The organism is Flavobacterium sp. JAS, from assembly GCF_020991455.1.
Classification (GTDB): Bacteria; Bacteroidota; Bacteroidia; order Flavobacteriales; family Flavobacteriaceae; genus Flavobacterium.
In genome coordinates this window covers 1-16,225 of record NZ_JAJMOX010000004.1, presented here as the reverse complement: position 1 = coordinate 16,225, position 16,225 = coordinate 1, and the positions used below count along the sequence as shown (strand labels likewise).

Genomic DNA, 16,225 nt, shown 5'->3' with positions numbered 1-16,225 from the left:
TGTTTTTATTGTGGTTTTACAATAGGTTTCAAAGTATCTTTTGCAATAGCTGTACTATCTTTTACGACTGTTGCAGCTGGAATAGTGGCTACAGGAGCTGTATATTTTTTGATTTTTTGCTGAATTAATACGGCATCGTTCAAAACAAAAGGTGTTGGCATCATCCAGTCGCTTCTAGGTTTTATTTTAAACAACGGATTTGTCATTAAATCAAACGAGCTTTCGATTAAATCCATATCAAAAACAGATGATTTTTTGATGTAGAATTCCATTACAAGCGGCTCATTACCCACAACATAATACGATAAAAGTCGCATTCCTTCTCGCTCTAATTCAATTCCTTTTTGTCCTAAAGTAGAAACACCATTTGCTTTGAAATTATAAAACGTCATTTTAGGATTTGCGTAGATATCGTATCGGTTTACTTTTCGGTTTGGTGTGATTTTTATTTTTAGAAATCTGTTATTTCCAACAACGCTGTCTTGTAAAAATGCTATTGTTGGTTTTGGTACGTCCACAACAGGCGCAATTGCACTATATGTAAAGCCCGAATTGTATTTGCTGGATATTGGCAGGTTGTTTAAACCAACCGCTTTTTGATTTTTATCGCCTAGATAACTTTTTGTCCATTCGTCTAAATTTACATCGTATGTTGTCCAGATTGCAGAGTTGGTGTTGGCATTATAAACATACAATAAACTGTTTGATTTTGCTTTTCCGTGTTCATAATCAGAGTGATATCCGGCGTAAGCAAAGAAACCAATCGAAGTAATAAAGAAAACCATTATCCAGACTCCTTTTTTAGCAAAAGAACCAAATATTGGCAGCAATAAGCCGAAGGCTAAAACGGTTAGAACGGCACTTCCGTAAAGGATTTTTAAACCTAAACCAATAGGGAACATTACTATAAATGGTGCTATGATCGCTAAAGCCGGGATTGAGAATAATAAATTTAAGCCTAAGCTATAATGTTGTGTCAGAACGAATATTCCAAACAATAGAATTCCGAAATAAACCGGAATAATAAGGAATCCTGCTCCGGTTAGACTATTGGCCAAAAATCCGTTGATGACAATCCAAAGAAGTAGAGGAGCAACAAAATGATTCATTGTAACCTTTGTTTCTGAGAAATGATGGTAAAAAGCAAAACAAATTGCGATGCTAAGTGTTACAAATGCTCCAATGTAAGCATGACCGTTGTAGGTAAATCCGTTAAGTAGATCGGAGTATTGCGGATAGATTTGTAAAACTATTTTCCATCCTAAAAAGGTAACCAAACCTGCAATAATTATCGATCCAAGTAGTGGTATAAATCCTTTGAAAATTTCTCGGAATGTAATAACGCGTTTTGCTTTTCCGATGAAAATAAAGAGAATCAATAATCCCAGAGCAATAAAAGTCATTGGTGCTACCCATGAAAAAGGATAATTAATGAATGAAAACGGTACGCTGAAATAAACATCATCTTCGTTTGAGTTTGTAGCGTTTAAGTCTGTATTGGCAAAGTATTTTAATAAAGGCATCAAGTAAGTTCCCTGATGTGCCAATGTTGTTTTGCTTAAATGCTGAACATCGTCTTGTTGTGTATGATAATTATAATGTCCGTCTATAAAGGCAAAGTTGAATCCCTGGATGTTTCCTTGTTCTCTAAAAACGGTTAAGTCAGTATCATTTGGAAGCATTTTATAAATGCTATACATCAAAGAATTTGAAACCGGATATGAGGTCTTTGCTTTGGAGAATTCCTTAACAAGAGCTTCATTTCCTTTGTTGGTTTCCATCAACATATAACTTGGTCCTGAAGAACCACGTGCCTCAAAATTGATCACCAAACCAACATCTTTTGCCCACGGATGTTTGTTTACAAAAAGTGCGGCTCCATTTAGACCTAATTCTTCAGCATCTGAAAAAAGGATTATAATGTCATTTTTGTGAGGTTGTTTAGAATATAAAAAAGCACGAACTCCTTCTAATATCGTTGCAACTCCCGAAGCGTCATCACTTGCACCTTTAGAAAAAGAGTGTGGCGCACTGTCGTAATGAGATAGTAATAAAAGCGCTTTAGAGCTGTTTGTTCCTTTTATACGGGCAAGAATATTTTTGGATTTTACCAGAAGCCCTTTATCATTGAGGGTAAAACCTTCCTGAACACTTGTTTCTAGTCCAATTCTATTAAGTTCCAGTTTTAGATAATTAGCTACTAATTCATGATTTAATGAACCTACATAATGAGGTTTTTGTGCAATAATCTCGACTTGATTTAGTGCTCTTTCAGTAGAAAAATCGGCAAGGGCTTCATCATTTTTTGAAATGTATTGAGGCATCATTGTGAGGTAAATGATAGCTAGAATTGCTAGAATGCCGATGATGCCAAGAATTGAGGTCTGGTTTTTTTTCATGATTGATAAGTACTAAATTTCTTTTTTTACGAGCATAAAATAATCATTGTCCAAAGATCTATATCCTTGATCATACAGGAAATAGTAGGTGTTTCCTGTTTTTGTTTGTAGAACATTCGTAAAAAAATCGAAGTCGAAACCTTTGTTTAACATTTTATCTCGTGTTGCTTTTGATTTGCCATCTGTATTTAGCTCGGACAAAATACGGTAATTTTTTCGTAATTTGTTGTTTACATTACGCATGAAATTAGTACTATCTTTATTTATTTTATTGTTGTAGGCATTACGGCAACTGTCTGAGCAGAATTTTTTGTCTTCTCTACCTACCAGTTTTCCGGAGCATTCAAGGCAAGTCTTCATGATTCTATTTTTTTAATTTCATATAAATCAGTTCTTCGATCTTTTAATATTCGTACACTTCCGTGTTCGTGAAGTTGTTTGAGCAGGTTCAAATCAACATCAACAATTAGTGTCATTTCAGTGTTTGGGGTCGCTTCGGCTTTTATACCATTACTGGGAAAAGCAAAGTCAGACGGCGTAAATACTGATGCTTGTGCATATTGGATATCCATATTATTCACTTTTGGCAAGTTTCCAACACAACCGGCAATGGCTACATAACATTCATTTTCTATTGCACGAGCCTGTGAACAATGTTTTACACGCGTGTAGGCATTTTGCGTATCAGTCAAAAACGGAACAAATAGAATATTCATTCCCTCGTTTGCCAGAATTCTCGAAAGTTCCGGGAATTCAACATCATAGCAAATCAAGATTCCAATTTTACCACAATCAGTATCAAAGGTTTTAAACTCGGATCCGCCTTTCATACCCCAATGTTGTACTTCGTTTGGCGTTACGTGAATTTTGGTATATATCTCTGAAGTTCCGTCTCTTTTGCATAAAAAACCAACATTGTATAAATTACCATTTTCCAGATAAGGCATACTTCCGGTAATAATATTTATGTTGTAAGAGATGGAAAATTCCTGAAAACGCTTTCGGATTGGATCAGAATATCGGGCAAGTTCCCGAATGGCTTCAGCTTCTGAAAGATGATTATAATCGGCCATTAAAGGTGCGATGAAAAGCTCCGGAAATAAAGCAAAATCGCTTCCGTAACCTGAAACTACATCAATAAAAAATTCTGCTTGCTCAAAAAACTCTTCCAGATTATTCAATTGACGCATTTGCCATTGAACTAAACCTAATCTGATAACACTTTTTTCAAGATTAATTAATTTTGGGCTTTCATCATAATAAACATTATTCCATTCTAAGAGAACAGCAAATTCCTTTGATTCTTCATCTCCTTCCAAATAGTTTTTAATGATTCTCAATACGTGAAAATCATTACTAAGTTGAAAAGAAAGAACCGGGTCGTGCAATTCTTTATGTTTTACTTTTTCGATATAGTTTTTTGGAGTCAGCTTTTTGGCATATTGTCCATAATTAGGAATCCTGCCTGCAAAAACAATTGCTTTTAGATTAAGTTGTTCGCAGAGCTCTTTTCTGGCGTCATACAAACGGCGTCCTAATCGTAAACCACGGTAATTTGGATGTATAAAAACATCGATTCCGTATAGAATCTCCGCATCTTTATTGTGTGTAGAAAAACTATAATCGCCAAGAATTTGTCTGTAATTATGTCTTTTATCTACTAATTTTTCATCAACAATAAGCGATAATGCTGATCCAACTACTTTTCCGTCTGCAAGAATAACGAGTTGCCCTTCCGGGAAAATCGAAAGTAATCTTTTGATATCATCTTCTTTCCAATATGAGTCGGCCATTTCAGGATAAGATTCAACCATTGAGTCTTTCAATTGTTTATAATCATCAAATTCTAAATTTCGCAACTCAACTTTATTGATTTTTGTCTGCATATCGTAAGATTTATCTCAAATATACGAAATTATTTCCACTTACAAACGTTTACAAATATTTACAACCGAAAGTAAATAGTTTACAACCGAATATTTATAGGGGCTCAGCGGATCTTTGCCTTGTTGAATTTGATAAACGAATTCTTTTATATGAACATTTAAACAGTATACGCCATGAACGGAATGAAAAACAGAGTACAATTGATTGGAAACGTAGGAAACGATCCAGAAATCAAAACATTAGAAAACGGAAGAAAATTAGCGCATTTGAGTATTGCCACAACCGAAAGATATAAGAATGATAAAGGCGAAAGAGTTGAGCAAACGGAGTGGCACCGCATTACTGCCTGGGGGAAAACCGCTGAAATTATCGAAAAATATGTCGAAAAAGGAAAAGAAGTTGGTGTCGAAGGAAAGCTAATTCACAGAAGTTATGATGATAAAAACGGTGAAAAAAGATTTATTACCGAAGTTGTTGTCAGTGAGATTTTGCTACTCAGTAAATAATGTTTATCAAGATTTGATATTCAAACCCGACAGGTAAAACGTGTCGGGTTTTTAATTTTATAATTGAACTTATAAAATGGAAGCTCCGTTTATATCTGTTGTGAGGATTTCGCTCATATAGTCAAAAAATGGCCTCATGTTCTTGAAAGTGTTTAAAGCCTGTTCTAAAAAATGATCACTTAAGACTTCAGCATCGGTAAAACGTTTAATTACCAAAAACTGTTTGTAACGAAGTAAATCAATTGCTTTATGATCTGTGTCGTAGCCTTTGGGCGCTGTTTTGAGTTGTTCGCCCTGTAATTTTCCAAAGTTGCTTACAAAAGATTTTGATTGTAATATCTTTTGCATTGGTTCGTCATCGTGAGCAAATTCGGCTCTAATGCGTTTTAGATCTTCAGTATTTGGTCCCCAGAATCCACCGCCTAGAAAAGTGTTTCCTTTTTCAATATGAAAATAATAGCCACCGCGTCTTTCTTTAGTTGCTCTGGTATAACTGCCTCCCCAAAAAGTTTTAAAAGGAGTTTTGTCTTTAGAAAAACGAATATCACGATAAATTCGGTAAACACTTTTTTTGCCCGAAGCTGTTTCCAGAACATCAGTTTTAGAGAGTTCGTGAAGCAAAGCACCCGCAAAAGTTTCAATGTGATTTAACTCGTTTAAGTAGTTTTGTTTATGTGCATCAAACCAAGGTTTGTTATTGTTTTCCTTGAGTTCAGTCAAAAAATCAAGGCTTGATTTGGGTATAATAATGTTGTTTTCCATAGTAGAAATTTTGAGTCTTTTTAAAAGTCAGAATGCGAATGTAATTTAAGCATAAAAAAACCCACCAAATTTTCTGGTGGGTTTATTTTATATATAAGTTTAAGCTGTTTTTTTGAATAAATCAAACATAGGACAACGTGAACAACGTTTCTTTTCACTTTTTTTGTATTTCTCACAACAAGAAGATTTACAGTTTTCCAACTTCTTAATGTTCTCAAGGATAGCTTTATTCTTCTTTTTCTTTTTATCCTTTTTTTTGTCCTTGTCTTTTTCTTTCTTGCCCAATTTTCCTCTGTATTATAAAAACAGTGGCAAATATAAATGAAAAATGTTATTTTTATATATTCTAAATAAACTTTAACTTTTTTTATTTTGGATTGATTGCAATTGAGCTTGTAACTGTTAACTGCTGAATATCACGATCAAACAAGTAAAGCCCGCCTTTGTCATCTCCAATTAAGTTGATTTTATCTAAAATAGATTTAGCAGTAGCTTCTTCTTCGATTTGTTCTGATACATACCATTGTAAGAAATTATGAGTTGCATAATCTTTTTCTGAAAAAGTAATGTGTACCAATTCATTAATAGATTCCGAAACAAAAATTTCGTGGTTATAAAGAGTTTCAAACATTTCTTTAAATGTAGTATAAGATGTTTTAGGCGCTTTTAGATCCGTAATATGAGCGTGACCTCCGCGTTCGTTTACATACTTTATTAATTTAAGCATGTGTGCACGCTCTTCGTCTGATTGTGTGTACATAAATTGAGCGATTCCTTCTAATCCGTGTACTTCAGCCCAACAAGCCATAGAAAGGTAGGTTTGCGAAGATTCTGCCTCTATGCGAATTTGCTTGTTCAATGCTGCTTCTATATTTTTTGATAACATAATTGTGTCTTTTTTGTAAAGTTAAAAAAAATAATTCAAATCATTTTTTTAAACCTTCAATACATGGCGCATTTGGATTAATTCTCAATAAAGTTAAGGAGTGTCAAATTTGAATGATTTTGAAAAAACGGCTTTGTCAATCAAAGGATTTGTTATTTCATCTGGAATAAATCCATCGGTGAATTTGCGCATGATAAACTGTTTCGCACTGGAATCATAATAACTCAGAATAGAATAGTTTTCAAGAATTAGTGTGTTTTGCAGCGTTATTTTTTTGTTTGTATCCAAAAAATAATAAATATTATCACTTGCAAAAGGTTCTTGTCTTTGTTGTATAAATTCAAAATTTGAATCTAATATACTTTCAAAATAGACAGTTTGGTTTTGACCAAATTGTGATAGGTTTATTTGAAAAGGCTGTAAATCATCATAAAAACTATAATATGGTCTTTCTTCTTTTGGTATTCCTCCGAGTGTTATGTAAGTATTTTGGTTGTTTTTAAAAACAGATATGCCTAAATCTAATCCTGATAAATACTTTAAAAATGCGCTTGTTTTTTTTATTTCTTTTGGTTTTTGATCGTCGATTTGAGCTAACAAGGGCGAATTTTTAAATTTTATAGTGTCGTTTTTCGAAATCTTGACGCTTTTAATTGTTTCGCCTGTATTATAATTTTTTATGTCTAATAAAAGTTCCTCCTGATTAGTGTTGATTTGGAAAACTTTATCATCGAGAAAAAATGAATTACTCAGTTTTTTTGGCTTTTCAGAAAGTGACTGAGGAAAATTCTTTTCCTTTATTTCGTAGGTTTCCAGATTGACCTCAAATATCTGTGTTTTTGCCGGATTTTGATCAAATGTCAATACAAGCCGATTATCAAGCATATAGACTTTGCTTTTTTTAATGCTTCTTGAAAGAGGATTATAATCTTGTACTTCAATCTTTTCGATAGGATATTCTCTGATGAACTGATTGAAAGTTAAGAATTGTGTGTTTTTGTTTTGAAAAGTAAAAGCAGAAAAATCGAGAGGCTTTTCTTCAACAGTTTCATCTTTAAACTTATAAAGGGTTAAAGTTTGTTCTGCACTGTCTTTTGCCAGAATATAATAGATATTATTTTTTTGAAATGAGGCTATAAAATATTCTTTTGAATACGGAAAACTAAACTTTAAAGGCTTAATAACCTTGTTGGTCATGTCGTATTTAATTAGGACAATACTTTTAAAATCCTCTGTAGACCAATAAATTGTTGGATTTCGGTCTTCGTCAAAACTATATCCAATAATGAATTTGTCTTCTATATTGCTTCGGGAAGTTCTTAGTTCATTCGTTAAGAACAATGCCTTGTTGTATTGTAAGATGGTAAGATTTTTATCGTCTGCAATAAAAGCAAACACATCATGTGTTTTAGTATTTTCAGCATTTATAATCTGACCATATCCTCCTGAATTTCTCATGTTTATTGGATAAGAATTCAATATTGTTTGACCAAACAGAGTTGATTTGCAGATTAATACTAAAATGAATAATAGTTTTTTCATGAGTTTTTAAAGTCGAAAATCATTCCAGTTTACTAGCTGAATTTACAATTTTTGAACTGTAAGTTACTAAGAATTTTAATGCTATATCACAATCATTATGGTTTTTATTTTCAAAGCATAATTAAAGATACCTTATTCTAGTGCAAAAGTAGCTTTTGGTGTATGTGGTAACTATTATTTCAGATGTATTTTCGCGCAAAATATATAAATATATAAAAATGAAAAAAATACTTTTTTTAGTGAGTGGTACTTTATTATTACTTACTTCTTGTACTAACGATTATGATGCTTCTTGTTTGGCGAAAAACAATGTAGGCCCAATTAAGAATGACACAATTTCACCGCCAAAAACGGATTCAATTCCTGTAATTGTTGAGCCCATTTTGCTAAAAAAATTAGTTCATAACTATGCAAACGGGGCTTCATCTACAATTGATTTGTCTTATGATGGGACTAAGGTAATAAAAGATGTAAATGATTCTAACTTTACATATTATACTTATACCGGAGATATAATTACGAAAATTGAGAAAGCGGATCTTGCAGGAGATGTGTATTACTCAGAAGCATATTTTTATGCAAATGGAAAAGTAGATTATGTTTTAAGTACTGAATTTGGAAAGTACTATAAAACTAAATATGTTTATAATAATGATGGAAGTATCTTTTTTACTAAATGGAACAGTGATAGTTTAGGAAATGAAGGAGAACAAACAACAATAAGCGGAAGATATGTTTTTTCTGGAGGCAATATGATTCAAAAACAATCATATGATGCAAAAAACAATCCTAGACTCAATACTTCAGGCTCTAATTTACTAACAGGACTTAATCAGCTATTTTCTGCAAATAATGTAACTAGAAGAGTTACTACGGCTAAAAATAATGATGTTATTACGCAAACAGGGACAACGACTTACAGTTATGAGTATGATGCCAATGGTTATCCTACAAAGTCAACCGAGACATTACAAATTGGTGATACAATTACTACGGAAACATCTGTATACAGTTACTAAGTTTATTATAGACAAAATTTGATGACGACCGTCAATAAAATATGTTTTGTTTCGTCTTAAAAAGCGAAATAGATTTATTGATAGAATAATTAATATAAAAGTTGCAAGAACGTTCTTGCAACTTTTTTTGTTTTTATAAACTCTCATTTGAACTTTGTTTTAGAAGTGTATTTAGTTTGTTATATAATCTCCTTTTTGTGCACGTTTATAAGGATATCTATAAAACGGAAACAACATGGATTATCTTTTTCAAAAAGAGCTATCGATTTTGGTTGGGATGGTTTCCGGTAATCAAAGTTGTTAAATTTATAAGCGGTAGAATAGCTTTAAATTGAGCTTGAAAAGCGTATTGTTCTATTGTCCTCAGTGCAGACATTTCTTTTGAATAGGACTGATAATATGAAGCTTTGAGAAGGTACAGTAGTACTATACTTGTTCTTTAATGTTTATATAATTTGGAAGATTCGATGGTGGTATCTTTTGTGTTGATAACTAAAGAGGCATTGTTAGGTATAAAAAAAGCCCTGAAGAAATCTCTCCAGGGCTCTAATTTTGTAATTGTAGAGACTATCTTATTTTAAAAGTAACTCTTCTTGCTAATCTTCTTGCTTCTTCTGAGTCTTTTTGAATAGAATTATCAGCACCTTGAGGTACTACGTTTAATCTTGAAGGCGAAATACCTGCTTTTTCAAGAATAGTTTTAACACTATTAGCTCTTAAATTTGAGAGGTTCTCGTTGTATTCGGCACTACCAACCTGATCAGCATAACCTAAAATATCAAGAGAAGCTGAAGGATTTTTTCTTAAGTAAGTTAAAACAACATCAATTGCTGCTGTTGAATTTTCTATAGGTGTCGCTTTATTAAAATCAAAATAAACACTGTAGTATTTAGCATCGATCATTTCTTTAAGAAGATCTTTGTCATTTACTACCGTTGTAGTTACTGGTTTTTCTACAATAACTTGTTTCTCTGGGATTTTGCTTACTAAAGCTTCAAGGTCTGCAATTTTGCTTTCTAATGGTGAAAGATCAACATCTTGTGAAACAACTGTCCAGTCAGCATGTTTTGTGTTTTTACCTAAGTAAACATTTACCCCAACTGTACCATTAAAAAGTACGCCGTTAAAACCTCTTGATTCTACAGGGCATCCGCAGTCAAAAGTGTAATCTTGTGATGCATTTACGATAGTTGTAAAATAACCTGTTAAAGCAATTCTGTCAGATAATCTGATTTGACCCGTAACACCTGCGATGAAATTTCCCATTCTATCCTTAACGTGTAAATCTTTGTTCTCTAACTGAGCTAAACCAAAACCTGTATGAGCTAATAAACCAATTGTTTTAGTCCAGGTTTCAAAATTCATGATTCGGCCCAAGTTTGCAACTGCTTGAAGATCTGCTCTGTAATATTTTGAATCAAAGTCTACTGAATTGTTTTTTCCAGTAAAACTATTGTATCCAAAATCTGCTTTTAGACCAAACTTATTATTAAACATATACCTCACTCCTAAATCACCTACCCAAAAACTTGGTGTAGATGTAAAATGATTTTCCATCATTGGACTTTGTGGTTTATTAACACCCGCCCCTAATTCTACTGACCATTTGTTGTAGTTAGATGAAGTTTCTTTTTCTGTTTGTGCATGCAGATTCGCTAAACCTACCGAAAATGCTAGCATTGTCACAATTTTTTTCATTGTCATTTGAGATTTTAAATTTTCCTCAAACAAACAATTATTTGTAAGAAATGTCTTCCGAGATAAGTTATAAATATAACAGAATAGGACAATAAATATTTTCGGTTATTATTTATTCATTAATTCCTGAAATGTATCAACAAACTGCCCTAAATGTAAACCATCCATTAAACCATGGTGAACATGAACAGACATTGCAATTGTTCTTTTTCCGGTTTCTGAAGTCATCATTTTACCAAAAGAAACCTTTGGGCAACTATCAGGAAAAGTGTAGCTCCTTGCGTGAGAAAGTGAAGTGAAATTTAGCCACGGAATTGCCGAGAAATGAATTACATTATCATCATCAAATGATCTTGTAAAAATTCCGGTTGTGGTTTGAATGCGTTCTATTTCTTTTAAAGCATTTTGTTCGAATGTTTTAAAATCAGAGTTATATTCGATTAAAGAAAATCCAAAAGTACCGTCTTCACGTCCAATTGTTGCCGAAACATCAATTCGGTCATTGATATAAATTTTGTCTTTATCAATTCTGTATTTAAAATTCTCGATTGAATTTACTGCAACGAGTGTTTTATGTAAATAATAAATAAAGAAGGAAGCTTTGAGCTCTTTTGCTGTTTGGTACGCTTTGGTACAATCAATCTCAACGGTAGCCCCAAAGAAAGGTTCTTCCATTTTACTGAAATGTGCAAAATGCTCTTTTCTGTTCCAGTTTTCTAAATCTAAAAGTGTTTTCATTAGAGTAAGTTGTGGACTATTTCGGTAATTTTTTCGAATGAACTAAAATGTTGATGTTCTACTTTATGACTAATTTTTTCGTGTTCCCAAGTGGTGTGAAACGGAATATGAACAGCGTAACCTCCAATTCCTAAAACCGGCAAAACATCAGATTTCAAAGAATTTCCAATCATTAAAAATTCATGAGGCTGAATGTCTAAACGGCCTAAAAGTTTTTGATAATCTATTTCTTGTTTGTCTGACATCACTTCGATATGGTGAAAATAATGCCCTAAACCAGAACGGTGCAGTTTGCTGTGTTGGTCTTTTAAATCACCTTTTGTGGCAACAACCAATTTGTAGTTTCCATGTAAAGCCTGCAATGTTTCTTCGATTCCGTCCAGAAGTTCGATAGGTTTTTCTAGTAATTCTTTTCCGTATTGAATGATTTTTTCAATAACCTCAATCGGAATTGTATTGTTCGAAATATTCATCGCCGCTTCAATCATCGAAAGAATATATCCTTTGATTCCATAACCGTACAAAGGTAAATTCTCAATTTCGATCTTGAATAATTCCTGTGAAATTCCCTGATGTGAAAGATAATCTTCCATCAAAGCACAAAATTTATGTTCGGTTTCCTGAAAGTATGGTTCGTTTACAAACAAAGTATCATCAGCATCAAATGCGATTACTTTTAGGTTTGGTATTTTGCTTTTATGTAACATGATGTTTTTGTTTTAAGTTTTCTGCTGGATGCAGATTTGTTTCAAGTTTCAGGTTTTCTTTGTTTCAGGTTTTTTTGCCACAGATTAAACACGAATTCATGAATGATCATTAACTTTTTTGCAGAGATTTAAAAAAATTATCTGCTCAATCTGCCAAATCTGCGAGAGACTAAAAAATAAATCCGCATAAACCCGTGTATCCGCGTCCCATTTCTCAATCCTAATTCTTAGCAAACAAGTTCTTAAATGAAATAGTTTTGTCGTAAAAAGTAATTCTAATTCCGAGAAGCAAAATGATTCCGCCGAAAACCATTTGTAAAGTTATTTGTTCTTCCAAAAACAACCAAGCTAAAATCGATGTAATTACAGCCTGACTCAATAAACTTAGCGAAACCCTTGTTGCACGCATGTGTTGTGTGGCATAGCTAATAGAAAGCCAGGCACACAATTGACAAATAACCGCCTGAAGTACCAACACAAACCAACCCGTATCAGAAAATCCGGTAAAAGGCTGATCTAAGCAATAACAAAGTATTCCCAGATAAATGCTGGAAGCCAATAAGCTAATCGTCATAAAGGATAAAACATCAACATCTGAAAGGACTTTTTTACTCACCAAAAGATAAATCGAATATAAGATGCCGGACAAAACGGCAAACAAGAAAGCCTGATCAAAATTCAATTCCATAAAAAAGCTAAAACCAACCAAAGTAATCATCCCGAATAATGAAACCGCAGTTCCGATCCAGAAGTTGGTTGCAGGTTTTATTTTCAAAAAGAAGAAAGAACCAATTCCAACCCAAAGCGGCGATAAATTCGTCAACAACGAAGCCTGAGTCGCGCTTGAATCCTGAATGGCGATATTCCAAACGGCAACATCCGAAGAGAATAAAACGCCGCAAAGTGCTGCAAGAAGTATAAATTTTGTCGTAGGCAGTTTGAAGCTTTTTGTAATAAGCACATAAGGCACAAGTAAAATCGCCGCAAAAGTCATTCGATAAAAAGCTGAGATTAATCCCGGTGCTAATTTAAGCTTAATCAATATCGGGAATATTGAAATACAAAGTATTCCGCAGATTAAAGCTAGTCTTGGTTTGGTGATTTTCATTTTCTGTGGACTTTTAGACTTAATTATTTTAAATGTAAATCAATTAAGCCATATTTTAAAAACAAAAAGCGTGAATCAATTAAAAATTTTAATCGATTCACGCAATTCTATAATTATTATAAAACGTTAGTTTATCGTTTCACCATTTGGAGCGTCAGTATCAGGATTTACGAATACTAATTTTCCTTCGGCGTTTGTTGTCATTAAGATCATTCCTTGACTTTCAACTCCGCGTAAAGCTCTTGGCGCTAAGTTTGCCAAAACTGTAACACGTTTACCAATGATTTCTTCTGGCGAAAAGCTTTCGGCAATTCCGGAAACAATTGTACGAACGTCTGTTCCGGTATCAATTTTAAGAACCAAAAGTTTGTTGGCTTTCGGCATTTTTTCGGCTTCAATGATTGTTCCTACACGTAAATCCATTTTAGCGAAATCCTCATATTGAATCAATTCTTTTTGAGGTTCCGGTTGTTTGCTTTCGGCAAGATTTGCAGTTTTTGTAGCTTCCAATTTATCTATTTGTTTTTGTATTTCTTCGTCTTCGATTTTTGCGAATAATAATTCAGCTTCACCAATTTGGTGCCCTTCCGGAATTAATTCTGAATTCTCAGCAACGTCATTCCATCTCAAATTGCCTTCGTTTTTCAATATTCTTGACAATTTAGCCGCAGTAAAAGGCAAGAACGGTTCAGCCAAAATGCTCAAAGCAGCAGCAATTTGCAACGCCACATACATTTGAGTTTTTACACGCTCGGGATTGTCTTTCATTACTTTCCAAGGCTCTTCATCGGCAAGATATTTATTTCCTAAACGAGCAACATTCATCAATTCGCCCAATGCTTCACGGAATCTGTAACGCTCAACCGAACTTGAAATCACGGCTGGATACGCTTTTAATTCTGCCAAAGTATTTTCATCAACTTCAGATAATTCATTCGGAGTCGGAATAAATCCGTCATAATATTTGTTGGTTAAAACAACCACACGATTAATAAAATTCCCGAAAATAGCAACCAATTCGTTGTTATTTCTCGCCTGGAAATCTTTCCAGGTAAAGTCATTATCCTTAGTTTCAGGAGCATTAGATGTTAATGCATAACGCAAAACATCCTGCTTATCTGGAAATTCTTCTAAATATTCGTGTAACCAAACCGCCCAGTTTTTAGAAGTCGAAAGTTTATTTCCTTCCAAATTCAAAAACTCATTTGCAGGAACATTGTCCGGCAAAATATAGCTTCCTTCTGCTTTAAGCATCGCAGGGAAAATGATACAGTGAAAAACAATATTGTCTTTCCCAATAAAGTGAACCAGTTTCGTGTCTTCATCTTTCCAGTATGGTTCCCAGTCTTTTCCTTCGCGTGCAGCCCATTCTTTTGTAGACGAAATATACCCGATAGGCGCATCAAACCAAACATATAATTTTTTTCCTTCGGCACCTTCAACCGGAACATCAATTCCCCAATCAAGGTCACGCGTTACCGCACGAGGTTCCAATCCGCCGTCAACCCACGATTTTACTTGTCCGTAAACATTAGGTTTCCAGTCGTTTTTATGTCCAACCAAAATCCATTCAGTAAGGAATTCAGTATATCTGTCAAGAGGTAAAAACCAGTGTTTTGTAGATTTCAATATCGGAGTTTCTCCGGTAATTGTCGATTTTGGGCTAATCAAATCCGTCGCATTCAAAGTAGATCCGCAGTTTTCACACTGATCTCCGTAAGCTCCATCATTGCCACATTTTGGGCAAGTTCCCACCACAAAACGGTCTGCTAGAAACTGATCTGCTTTTGCATCGTACAATTGCTCTGTTGTTTCTTCAATAAAATCACCATTATCATACAATGTTCTAAAGAATTCCTGAGCCGTATCATGATGAATTTTAGCCGAAGTACGAGAATAATTATCAAACGAAATTCCGAAATCAGCAAATGATTTTCTAATAATTCCGTCATATTTATCAATAACTTCTTGTGGTGTAATTCCTTCTTTTTTGGCTTTCATCGAAATTGCAACGCCATGTTCATCACTTCCGCAAATAAACGCAACGTCTTTTCCTTGCAAACGTAAATATCTCGAATAAATATCTGCAGGCACGTAAACCCCCGCCAAATGCCCAATATGTATAGGTCCGTTGGTGTAAGGCAATGCTGCCGTAATAGTATATCTCTTTGGATTCTGTATCATAACTCAATTTTATTGAGTGCAAAAATAAGCAATAGAATTGAGATTTTGTTATTTCACGGAGATTCGCACGCAATTTCGCAGAGTTGCACTAAGAAAAAACACAGAGATTCGCAAAGTTTTTTAATCTCGTAAAGTCGCAGAGGCGCAAAGTTTTTTAATTAAATCTGCTCAATCTGCGGAATCTGCGTGAAACAAAAACTTTGTGACTTCGCGAGTTTGCGAGATTAATTCTCATTTCTTTAAAAAAAAACTTAGCGAATCTCCGGGAAACTTCGTGTATCTCTGTGAAATCACAATAAAATAGAACCAGTTTAAACTACGTTTGAAGTTTATAAATAAAGATATATTTTGCAACCTTTGCCCTGAAAAAACAAAAACAAGTTATGAGCAAGACAAAATTAATCATCAATAAAAACGGATCTATAAAAATCGAAGGCGATTTCGAAATCATGGATTCTGAAGGAGCAGTTTACGGACTTCAAGGAAGATCTGCATTAGGGCTTTGCCGTTGCGGATTATCTGCAAACAAACCATTTTGCGATGGTGGACACCGTAACAATTTCGAACACGATTCTGTTGCGTTTGATTTACCGCCAATGAAAACAAACTAAGAAATTTAATTTCTATGTTATCATACTAAAGCTGCATTTAATGCAGCTTTTTTGTTTTATATAATTTTGTTTTTGAAGGAATTTTCGAATAATAATTATGGGAAACTCTTAAAAAAAGAATATATATTTACACAGAATTGTAAGAAAATTAGAAAATGAAAAAAATACCACTTTTAGT

Annotated in this window: 15 protein-coding genes; 3 read left to right on the top strand and 12 right to left on the bottom strand. The window is 33.7% G+C overall.

Going from position 1 to position 16,225, the window contains the following annotated elements; genetic code table 11:
• Nucleotides 1-5: 5 nt before the first annotated feature.
• The 3 genes from LPB88_RS06070 to LPB88_RS06060 are packed head-to-tail and all read right to left on the bottom strand — an operon-like array spanning nt 6 to nt 4,285.
• A complete protein-coding gene (locus tag LPB88_RS06070; RefSeq protein ID WP_230713560.1) occupies nt 6-2,399 on the bottom strand; it encodes a M20/M25/M40 family metallo-hydrolase in 2,394 nt (797 codons plus the stop codon).
• A gap of 12 nt (nt 2,400-2,411) precedes the next feature.
• On the bottom strand, nt 2,412-2,759 hold the full coding sequence (locus tag LPB88_RS06065; protein ID WP_230713558.1) for a hypothetical protein: 348 nt from the start codon (nt 2,757-2,759) through the stop codon (nt 2,412-2,414).
• Nucleotides 2,756-4,285, bottom strand: coding sequence for a bifunctional GNAT family N-acetyltransferase/carbon-nitrogen hydrolase family protein (locus tag LPB88_RS06060; RefSeq protein WP_230713556.1), 1,530 nt, complete (start codon nt 4,283-4,285; stop codon nt 2,756-2,758). The genes LPB88_RS06065 and LPB88_RS06060 overlap by 4 nt, the downstream gene beginning before the upstream one ends.
• 174 nt (nt 4,286-4,459) lie before the next feature.
• On the opposite strand from LPB88_RS06060, the gene LPB88_RS06055 reads away from it, so the two are divergent.
• Complete coding sequence (locus LPB88_RS06055; RefSeq protein WP_230713554.1) at nt 4,460-4,792, top strand: single-stranded DNA-binding protein; 333 nt, start codon at nt 4,460-4,462, stop codon at nt 4,790-4,792.
• Between the two features lie 69 nt (nt 4,793-4,861).
• On the opposite strand, the gene LPB88_RS06050 is transcribed toward LPB88_RS06055, so the two are convergent.
• The 4 genes from LPB88_RS06050 to LPB88_RS06035 form a co-directional block, all read right to left on the bottom strand.
• Nucleotides 4,862-5,554, bottom strand: coding sequence for a DUF2461 domain-containing protein (locus LPB88_RS06050; protein WP_230713540.1), 693 nt, complete (start codon nt 5,552-5,554; stop codon nt 4,862-4,864).
• A 99-nt stretch (nt 5,555-5,653) separates the two neighbouring features.
• Nucleotides 5,654-5,839 (bottom strand): hypothetical protein, encoded by a 186-nt coding sequence (locus tag LPB88_RS06045; protein ID WP_083692280.1) that lies wholly within the window; start codon nt 5,837-5,839, stop codon nt 5,654-5,656.
• Between the two features lie 82 nt (nt 5,840-5,921).
• On the bottom strand, nt 5,922-6,440 hold the full coding sequence (locus LPB88_RS06040) for a ferritin (protein WP_230713538.1): 519 nt from the start codon (nt 6,438-6,440) through the stop codon (nt 5,922-5,924).
• 93 nt (nt 6,441-6,533) lie between these two features.
• A complete protein-coding gene (locus tag LPB88_RS06035; protein ID WP_230713535.1) occupies nt 6,534-7,982 on the bottom strand; it encodes a hypothetical protein in 1,449 nt (482 codons plus the stop codon).
• Between the two features lie 218 nt (nt 7,983-8,200).
• Here LPB88_RS06035 and LPB88_RS06030 point away from each other — a divergent pair, with 218 nt between their 5' ends.
• Nucleotides 8,201-9,001 carry a hypothetical protein gene (locus tag LPB88_RS06030; RefSeq protein WP_230713532.1) on the top strand — a complete coding sequence of 267 codons (801 nt, stop codon included), beginning with the start codon at nt 8,201-8,203 and terminating at the stop codon, nt 8,999-9,001.
• Nucleotides 9,002-9,568: 567 nt separating this feature from the next.
• Here LPB88_RS06030 and LPB88_RS06025 read toward each other — a convergent pair.
• The 5 genes from LPB88_RS06025 to metG all read right to left on the bottom strand — a co-directional run bounded on the left by LPB88_RS06025 (nt 9,569) and on the right by metG (nt 15,436).
• Nucleotides 9,569-10,699 carry an OmpA family protein gene (locus LPB88_RS06025; protein WP_230713530.1) on the bottom strand — a complete coding sequence of 377 codons (1,131 nt, stop codon included), beginning with the start codon at nt 10,697-10,699 and terminating at the stop codon, nt 9,569-9,571.
• Between the two features lie 108 nt (nt 10,700-10,807).
• Complete coding sequence (locus tag LPB88_RS06020; RefSeq protein ID WP_230713528.1) at nt 10,808-11,437, bottom strand: chloramphenicol acetyltransferase; 630 nt, start codon at nt 11,435-11,437, stop codon at nt 10,808-10,810.
• Complete coding sequence (locus tag LPB88_RS06015) at nt 11,437-12,144, bottom strand: HAD family hydrolase (protein WP_230713526.1); 708 nt, start codon at nt 12,142-12,144, stop codon at nt 11,437-11,439. Before LPB88_RS06015 ends, LPB88_RS06020 begins: the two co-directional genes overlap by 1 nt.
• A 220-nt stretch (nt 12,145-12,364) precedes the next feature.
• Nucleotides 12,365-13,252, bottom strand: a complete 888-nt coding sequence (locus LPB88_RS06010) for a DMT family transporter (protein WP_230713523.1) — start codon at nt 13,250-13,252, stop codon at nt 12,365-12,367.
• Between the two features lie 126 nt (nt 13,253-13,378).
• Nucleotides 13,379-15,436, bottom strand: coding sequence for a methionine--tRNA ligase (gene metG, locus LPB88_RS06005; RefSeq protein ID WP_230713521.1), 2,058 nt, complete (start codon nt 15,434-15,436; stop codon nt 13,379-13,381).
• 383 nt (nt 15,437-15,819) lie between these two features.
• On the opposite strand from metG, the gene LPB88_RS06000 reads away from it, so the two are divergent.
• Entirely contained in the window at nt 15,820-16,047 is a 228-nt protein-coding gene (locus LPB88_RS06000; protein WP_230713511.1) for a CDGSH iron-sulfur domain-containing protein, read from the top strand.
• Nucleotides 16,048-16,225 lie beyond the last annotated feature (178 nt).

What these genes read in the sequence shown, in the direction of transcription:
- LPB88_RS06070 (WP_230713560.1), bottom strand. Translation starts at nt 2,399, where the DNA reads ATGAAAAAAAACCAGACCTCAATTCTTGGCATCATCGGCATTCTAGCA.
- LPB88_RS06065 (WP_230713558.1), bottom strand. Translation starts at nt 2,759, where the DNA reads ATGAAGACTTGCCTTGAATGCTCCGGAAAACTGGTAGGTAGAGAAGAC.
- LPB88_RS06060 (WP_230713556.1), bottom strand. Translation starts at nt 4,285, where the DNA reads ATGCAGACAAAAATCAATAAAGTTGAGTTGCGAAATTTAGAATTTGAT.
- LPB88_RS06055 (WP_230713554.1), top strand. Translation starts at nt 4,460, where the DNA reads ATGAACGGAATGAAAAACAGAGTACAATTGATTGGAAACGTAGGAAAC.
- LPB88_RS06050 (WP_230713540.1), bottom strand. Translation starts at nt 5,554, where the DNA reads ATGGAAAACAACATTATTATACCCAAATCAAGCCTTGATTTTTTGACT.
- LPB88_RS06040 (WP_230713538.1), bottom strand. Translation starts at nt 6,440, where the DNA reads ATGTTATCAAAAAATATAGAAGCAGCATTGAACAAGCAAATTCGCATA.
- LPB88_RS06035 (WP_230713535.1), bottom strand. Translation starts at nt 7,982, where the DNA reads ATGAAAAAACTATTATTCATTTTAGTATTAATCTGCAAATCAACTCTG.
- LPB88_RS06030 (WP_230713532.1), top strand. Translation starts at nt 8,201, where the DNA reads ATGAAAAAAATACTTTTTTTAGTGAGTGGTACTTTATTATTACTTACT.
- LPB88_RS06025 (WP_230713530.1), bottom strand. Translation starts at nt 10,699, where the DNA reads ATGAAAAAAATTGTGACAATGCTAGCATTTTCGGTAGGTTTAGCGAAT.
- LPB88_RS06020 (WP_230713528.1), bottom strand. Translation starts at nt 11,437, where the DNA reads ATGAAAACACTTTTAGATTTAGAAAACTGGAACAGAAAAGAGCATTTT.
- LPB88_RS06015 (WP_230713526.1), bottom strand. Translation starts at nt 12,144, where the DNA reads ATGTTACATAAAAGCAAAATACCAAACCTAAAAGTAATCGCATTTGAT.
- LPB88_RS06010 (WP_230713523.1), bottom strand. Translation starts at nt 13,252, where the DNA reads ATGAAAATCACCAAACCAAGACTAGCTTTAATCTGCGGAATACTTTGT.
- metG (WP_230713521.1), bottom strand. Translation starts at nt 15,436, where the DNA reads ATGATACAGAATCCAAAGAGATATACTATTACGGCAGCATTGCCTTAC.
- LPB88_RS06000 (WP_230713511.1), top strand. Translation starts at nt 15,820, where the DNA reads ATGAGCAAGACAAAATTAATCATCAATAAAAACGGATCTATAAAAATC.